Source organism: uncultured Acetatifactor sp. (genome assembly GCF_948601915.1).
Classification (GTDB): Bacteria; Bacillota; Clostridia; order Lachnospirales; family Lachnospiraceae; genus Acetatifactor.
This window is the reverse complement of the sequence record NZ_CAPDXS010000059.1, coordinates 22,302-29,200: the sequence shown is the minus strand read 5'-3', so window position 1 is coordinate 29,200 and position 6,899 is coordinate 22,302. Positions and strand designations below refer to the sequence as shown.

Annotated in this window: 7 protein-coding genes and 1 pseudogene; 6 read left to right on the top strand and 2 right to left on the bottom strand. The window is 56.4% G+C overall.

All coding sequences use genetic code 11. The features are described from left to right. Nucleotides 1-266: 266 nt before the first annotated feature. Together Q2B33_RS24525 and Q2B33_RS11855 are read right to left on the bottom strand one after the other, a co-directional pair. Nucleotides 267-614 (bottom strand): annotated as a pseudogene (locus Q2B33_RS24525) (hypothetical protein); the annotation flags it as partial. Continuing rightward, entirely contained in the window at nt 607-837 is a 231-nt protein-coding gene (locus tag Q2B33_RS11855) for a hypothetical protein (protein WP_300914044.1), read from the bottom strand. The gene Q2B33_RS11855 and the pseudogene Q2B33_RS24525, both read right to left, overlap by 8 nt. Before the next feature lie 157 nt (nt 838-994). Between Q2B33_RS11855 and Q2B33_RS11850 the strand changes: the two genes are divergently transcribed. From Q2B33_RS11850 to Q2B33_RS11825, 6 genes are all read left to right on the top strand, one after another. Next, a complete protein-coding gene (locus tag Q2B33_RS11850; protein ID WP_296460907.1) occupies nt 995-1,186 on the top strand; it encodes a hypothetical protein in 192 nt (63 codons plus the stop codon). Between the two features lie 507 nt (nt 1,187-1,693). After that, nucleotides 1,694-2,368: a response regulator transcription factor gene (locus tag Q2B33_RS11845; RefSeq protein ID WP_300784475.1), complete on the top strand. Its 675-nt coding sequence runs from the start codon at nt 1,694-1,696 to the stop codon at nt 2,366-2,368. Next, a complete protein-coding gene (locus Q2B33_RS11840; RefSeq protein WP_300784473.1) occupies nt 2,356-3,546 on the top strand; it encodes a HAMP domain-containing sensor histidine kinase in 1,191 nt (396 codons plus the stop codon). The genes Q2B33_RS11845 and Q2B33_RS11840 overlap by 13 nt, the downstream gene beginning before the upstream one ends. Nucleotides 3,547-3,611: 65 nt before the next feature. Beyond that, nucleotides 3,612-4,646, top strand: a complete 1,035-nt coding sequence (locus Q2B33_RS11835) for an ABC transporter ATP-binding protein (RefSeq protein WP_330687978.1) — start codon at nt 3,612-3,614, stop codon at nt 4,644-4,646. Beyond that, nucleotides 4,643-5,716, top strand: a complete 1,074-nt coding sequence (locus Q2B33_RS11830; protein WP_300784471.1) for an ABC transporter permease — start codon at nt 4,643-4,645, stop codon at nt 5,714-5,716. Before Q2B33_RS11835 ends, Q2B33_RS11830 begins: the two co-directional genes overlap by 4 nt. Before the next feature lie 255 nt (nt 5,717-5,971). Continuing rightward, nucleotides 5,972-6,886, top strand: a complete 915-nt coding sequence (locus tag Q2B33_RS11825; RefSeq protein ID WP_300797695.1) for a phosphotransferase — start codon at nt 5,972-5,974, stop codon at nt 6,884-6,886. Nucleotides 6,887-6,899: the final 13 nt, after the last annotated feature.

Here is a 6,899-nt window from a genome sequence, read left to right as displayed (position 1 = left end):
CGAGATCAGATCTGGTGACTGGAGTTCAGACGTGTGCTCTTCCGATCTTATATTGGCGGCAACTATGAGGTGTTGAATAATGCGCAACGAATGAGCGAAATACAAGAGTCCTTGGAATTCCAGAATATGCCTGTCTGGCCAACTGCTGGATGCACGAGAATGATAGGAGAAGTCATGGTAGTAAAGTTAGGAGATGAATAATTCTAAATTTATCTAGGGTTAATCTATCTGGATAGATTCTGTTAGTTAGCCAATCCGTATCTTACAAAACGGAAATCCTGCACGCTCTCGGCACGGTACTTTGAAAAGGCCTCTTCCTGGTATGGCAGCATCTTCATCGTGCAGTAGGCGACATTGACCAGGTTCACCAGCATCTTGATTCCTTTCCGGCTGCGGATCATGTAGCTGCACAATGACCTAGAAGGCCTTCTGCTCATAGTAGCTGACCTCGATGTTCCAGCGCAGATAGCAGCACAGCATGGGGCTGTACGGCATCTGGCTGCTCCCGCCTGGTTCAATGGTGCTTTTTCTTGCCAGGCACAGTACATCTGTATCTGGTGCGGGAAGATGGTGCTGAAGAACAGCCGCCTGGAGCCCTCTCCTTCATCACATGTTCCTGGACATAACCATTATAGAAAGAGATCCATTCCCGCTGCTGTACTTCGTCAGGAACTCTGCTTCGGTCACTGCAAAAGGGACATCCATAAGGCTGGTCTTGCGTTTGAGCTTGGCTGCGATGGCAAGGTACAGCAGGATGTCGAAAGGGATATGGCTGTTGTTCCTGCGCTTGTCTGGCAGAACCTGTGCAAGGTGTTCAATGAGCCTATGTCTTTTCATCGTAAGGATGATGTCGTCAATCAGGTTACAGCAGTTCGTTTGTGTCAAGTTTCCTGATGGCAGCAAAAAAGCTCAGGTTAAGTTCGAGATTGGTTTTTTCTTTTGCTTCATTATGCTGTATTATAAGTATAAAAGATGAATTACAGGAGGTAAAATCATGGCGTTTTATACAGCTCAGCAGCTCTCAGAAATGACATTAGAGGAAATAATAAAAATAAACGAGTCGCTTGTGAAGCCGACTCAACAACAGAAAGAACAAGCCTGGAAAAGGATGGACATAGGTATTTATAATAGTGATGGTATTTTAATAGGGGACAGACAGATGCACGAAGATGGCTATGATGAATAGCAAATATAGGGAGGGTGCATTATGCAAAATTGAAATTACTAATAGGAATTTTCAATAAGGGTTCTGTGATTTATATAGACTACATTTTTGGCGATGACAGCAGCAAACGGAAAAAGCGTACAGCAGTCGTTATAGATTTTGATGATAACAGTACAAGAGTGATTATATTAAAAGTCACTACACACTCGGCAAGAACAGGGTATGATTATACTCTAGCAGATTATGGACTTGCAGGGCTAAAACAGGGTTCAGTTGTGAGATGCAATTATAATTGAAAGCTTGTATAACCAAGCGATAATTAACAACGCATTAGTAGAGGTAGGTTATACATAATTTGATAGGCGGACTCCTTTCCCAAGGAGTCCTTTTTTGATTAAAGTGTTCACCTTTATGTCTGCTTGTAATTCAAAGGAGAAAAAGTCTGGGATAAATATGAAAAGTAGATAAAAAATAGCATTTCAAGTGCTATACTAAAAAGAAAACCACCAAAGCAAGGAGCGACAACCCATGGCATACCGAATCCTCATAGCAGACGACGAACCAGACATAACAGCAATGCTCACCAGCTTCTTCACCGGAAAAGGCTACCAGGTCTCTGCGGCCGCCGATGGCGAAAGCGCCCTGAAGCAGGCGGCGCGCGCGCCGGACATCATCCTGCTGGACATCAACATGCCTGGCATGGACGGTCTGGAAGTCAGCAGGCGGATTCGGGGCCAGGTGCCCTGCCCCATCCTGTTCCTCACGGCCCGAATCGAGGACACGGACAAGGTGCAGGGCTTCGCGGCGGGCGGGGACGACTACATCGTGAAGCCCTTCTCCCTGGCAGAGCTGGAGGCCAGGGTGCAGGCCCATCTGCGGCGGGAGGAGCGCCACCGCGGAGAGACTGCCGTGAAGTTCTCCGGCGACCTGACCATCGATTTCGCCGGAAGACGCCTGTCCTGCCAGGGCAGCCCCATTGCCCTGACGAAGAAGGAATTCGACATTATTGCCCTGCTGGCCCAGAATCCGGGGCAGATTTTTGACAGAGAACGCATCTACGAGCGGATATGGGGATATGACAGCGAGGGGGACAGCTCCGTGGTGTCAGAGCACATCCGCCGGATACGGGCGAAGATTGCGGAGCATGCGGACAGGACATACATCGGGACAGTCTGGGGGTGCGGCTACAAATGGATAGGATGAAGACAGGATTCCGGAACCTTTCCCTGCGAAAAAGCCTCGTGCTGTATGTAATCTGCTTTACCCTCATGGCCCTTGTACTGTGCCAGGGCACGGCCGGCTTCTGCAGCATGGCGCAACAGGCGATTTATGCCTCCTATCCTTCTGTAGGGGAAAGGTACTACCTGACCAACGAGAAGGGCGAGAGACTGGGGGAGGGCACTTATATCGAAAAGGATTCCCGCCCCTTTGCCCCCAGGGATGAAAAGCTGATCGTTCTGCTGGACATCCTGCCCATAGCGGCGGCCCCTGTGTATTCTGCGCTCTGCATCCTGGGTGCCGCCTTCCTGTTCTACAGGAATCGGCTCCGGAAGCCGCTGCAGGAGCTGAAGATGGCATCGGAGAAGATTTCCGCCAATGACCTGGACTTCCGCCTGACCTATGAGCGGCAGGACGAGCTGGGGGAGCTCTGTGCGTCCTTCGAGGCCATGCGGTCTGCGCTGGCGGACAGCTTCTCGCGGATGTGGCGGCAGATGGAGGAGCGGAAACGCCTGAACGCCGCCTTCGCCCACGACCTGCGCACGCCCCTGACAGTGCTCCGGGGCTACGACGAGCTGCTCCAGGCAAAAGAGGACGAGGAGGTCAGGGCCACGGCCGCCACCATGGGGAAGCATATCCGCCGTCTGGAGCGCTATGTGGAAAGCATGGGCCAGCTCCAGCGGCTGGAGGACAGGCAGCCGGAAGCCCGGCCGCTTTCCCTGACGGAGCTTTCGTCTGCACTGCACGAGAGCGCGGACATGCTCTGCCGGGAGAAGGGGAAAAGGCTGTGCCTGGAGAACCGGACGGTATCCGGGCTCCTCTGCCTGGACGGCTCTTTCCTGTCCCAGGTGGTTGGCAATCTTGTGGCGAATGCCGCCCGGTATGCCGCTGCCTACGTCACCCTTGTCCTGCGGGAGCAGGACGAGGGCCTGGCACTGGAAGTAAGCGACGACGGGCCCGGCTTCGATGCCAGGATGCTCCGGGAGGCCCGGAAACCCTTTGTCACAGGGGAGGGGAGGGAGGAGCATTACGGCCTTGGACTCTACATCTGCAGGCTGCTCTGCGAGCATCACGGAGGATGGCTGAAGGTGGAGAACGGACGGCCCTCCGGTGCAAAGGTGACGGCTTTTTTCGGGTTCCCCAAAAATCCGCCGGAAATATAGATAGAATCTTGGAATTTCCGTCTTACAATCTCCTTATCGCCTGAAAACGAGAAAGGAGATTTTTTATGGAATTAAAGACTGTGGAGCTGACGAAGCAATACGGAAAAAAGAAAGCCGTGGATTGCATGAACATCACCCTGACAGAGGGCATCTATGGGCTGCTGGGGGCCAACGGCGCGGGGAAGACCACGCTGATGCGCCTGCTGTGCGGCCTTCAGCGGCCCACCGGGGGCCGCATCCTGCTGGACGGACAGGGCATAGGCAGGCTGGGGGAGGAGTACCGGGACCTGTTGGGATATCTGCCCCAGGGATTCGGGTACTATCCGGACTTCCGCGCCATTGATTTCCTGCTCTACATCGCCGCGCTGAAGGGCCTGGAGGGAAAGGCGGCGGAAAGGAAGGCCTGGGAGCTCCTGGAGGAGGTGGGGTTGTCCCGGGAGGCGAGGCACAGGATCAGGACCTTTTCCGGCGGCATGAAGCAGCGGCTGGGAATCGCCCAGGCCATGCTGAACGACCCGCGGATATTGATCCTGGACGAGCCCACCACGGGGCTCGACCCCAAGGAGCGGGTGCGCTTCCGCAACCTGATCAGCGCCTTCTCCAAAAGGCGGATCGTTATTCTCTCCACCCACATCGTGTCGGATGTAGAGTCCATCGCGGAACGGATTCTGGTGATGAAGTCCGGCCGGATCGTCCACTGCGGCAGGCCCGGCGAGATTACCTCGGAAATCCGGGGGCAGGTGTGGGAGTGCGCAATCCCCGTGGAGCAGGCGGACAGGTATGTGGCGCAACTGAACGTGAGCAATCTGCGCAATGAGAGGGACGGCCGCACGGTGCTGCGGGTGATTGCCCGGGATAAGCCCATGCCGAACGCGAAGTTAGCGGAGCCTAATCTGGAAGATCTGTATCTTTACTATTTCCGGGAGCAGGACACCGGAGGAGGGCAGAGGAGGGGATCAGGGCCTTTGGCGGCCGCTTCCGGCGCTGTCCCTGGGCGCAGGGCTTCCCGGGATAATGGAGCAGCCGCGGCAGAGGGGCTGTCGGGAGAGGCATCCGGCTGCGGCAGGGATGGGGAATGGAAAGGAGGGGACATCAGATGAGGAAACTGATGGGATACGAGCTGCGCAAGCTCTTTGGGAGGAGGCTGACACAGGCGGCCCTGTTGGCAGCGGTTCTCTTTTCCACATTGTTCACTGTCTCCACCTATCAGAACAAGTACGCCTCCTATGGCGGCAGACAGGCGTCCGGAGGGGAGGCCGTGGCCCTGGACAAGGAGGTCGCCGCCAGGTACGCGGGAGAGCTGACGGATGAAAAGGTGCGGCAGATGATGGACGAGCTGGCGCCCAAATCCGGCCCCCAGGGGCTGAACGCCATCTACCTGTACCAGAACGCCATGCAGTCGGCGGTGACGGCCCGGTTTTCGGATATGTATGGGAACTGGAACGGGCTGCGGGTGGCCCAGGTGTTCGGGGAGGAGGAGATACGCATCGGCTATGTGGACGGATGGCTGTCCGCCAGCAGGGATATGGAGAAGTCTTTCCTCTTCCTGTCCTTTGCGATCCTCATCATGCTTGCGCCGGTCTACAGCGGCGAATACGGGGGCGTGGACAATCTCATCCTGGCCAGCAGATACGGCAGGACGAAATGCGCCAGTGCCAAAGCGCTGGCCGGGATTCTGGGGGCGGTTCTGGTCACGGCAGGGATGCTGACCTGTAATGTAGGGGCGGCATATCTATTGTATGGCAGGGAGGGCCTGGACTGCAGCATCCTGTTCGCGCCGCTGGCTTTGACGGAGGGCTATATCCCCTTCAACATCACCTGCGGCGCCCTGCTGGGATACCAGGCGCTGCTTAGCCTGACAGGGGCGGTGTGCACGGCGGGAGCCGGGCTGGTGCTCTCGGCGGCCTGCAGAACCCCCATGATAGCTGTGGTGGCTTCCGCGGCGGTCCACATTGTGCCCACGCTGCTGCCTGTGGCAGAGTCCAGCCCGCTGTTCAGGCTTTTGGCGCTGCTGCCAGTCTATCAGATGCAGTTCGAGGCATTGATGTCCTTGGGGCAGTTGGAGGGCGGGATGCCTTACGCGGTGCTGGCGCTACCGGTAAGCGCCGGTATCCTGGCCGTGGGATACGCCCTTTCCCGGAGGATTTTCGCGGCCCATGAGGTGAGTTAGTGCCCGATGCATGAACCCTTGAGCAATCGTCTATCCTATCAGCACCTTCTTCCCCTGGAACGCGAAACCGTATTTCCGGACGCGCTCAGCCGGTATGCCCCTGGCCTCCAGGGCGGCATGCTGTTGCCCTGCGGAAGCCTATTGCCGTCTCCCGGGATAAGAGATATAATGTAGCCATGGACGCGGCCGACCGGAATCTGCATGAGGAGTGGCCGTGCCGGAACGGGTTACAAAAACACAGACGGAGGGATATGTATGCAGGATACGATTCGGAAAGCAGTGATGCAGTGTTACGGGACTTCACCCGGGGAGATCCGGGGACTGGGCGGGGGCTTCTACGGGAGGGTCTTTCTGGTCTCGCTGGAGACGGAGCCGTACTATGTTGTATTGAAGCTGTACCTTTTCCCCGGGCTGGCCGCCAGGGAGGCCCGGCAGACCGGGCTGCTGGCGGAGCACGCCCTGTTGAAGATGCCGCGTATCTACAGGGTGCTGGAGAAGGAGCAGACAGGCCTGCCCATGGACGCGCTTTTCATGGAATACATAGAGGGCGTCAACGCCGGCAATTTTGATCCTGCGGAGCTGCCGACAGAGGCCAGGGACTCTATCTGCGAAAGCATCGTGGACAATCTGATCGGATACCATCGCGCCGTGAATCCCGAAGGGTTCGGCATCCTGTCCTCCGGGACATACTGCCCCACCTGGCAGGAGTATTACTGCCCGATTGCCCGGGGCATTGTGGATAAGGCCGGGCGGATGTGGGAGAAGGGGCAGTTGTCGGACAGGGTGCTTTCGGTATTCCGGCAGTCCATAGAGCGGTTCGACCATATTTTTGACCGGCCCATTACAGAGGCCCGGCTGATACATGGGGACTACAACACATGGAACGTGATGCTGGACAGGGGCAGGAGCCGGGCGGTAGCCGTGATAGACCCGTTCCACTGCTGCTGGGCGGACAGCGAGTTCGACCTGTACCAGTTGGACAATGCCAACGGCAAGGGCTACGGACTGCTGGAGCGATATGGGGAGAAAATGCCTCTGAGCGATAATTTTGAGGCGAAAAGGCGTTTCTATGAGCTCTATACGGAAGTGGCCCATTACCATGATGCCCAGGTGGAGCTGAACCAGGAGGCGGTGGAAAAACTGGCGGAATGCCTGGCCGATTTTCTGTAGTCGCAATTGCGAC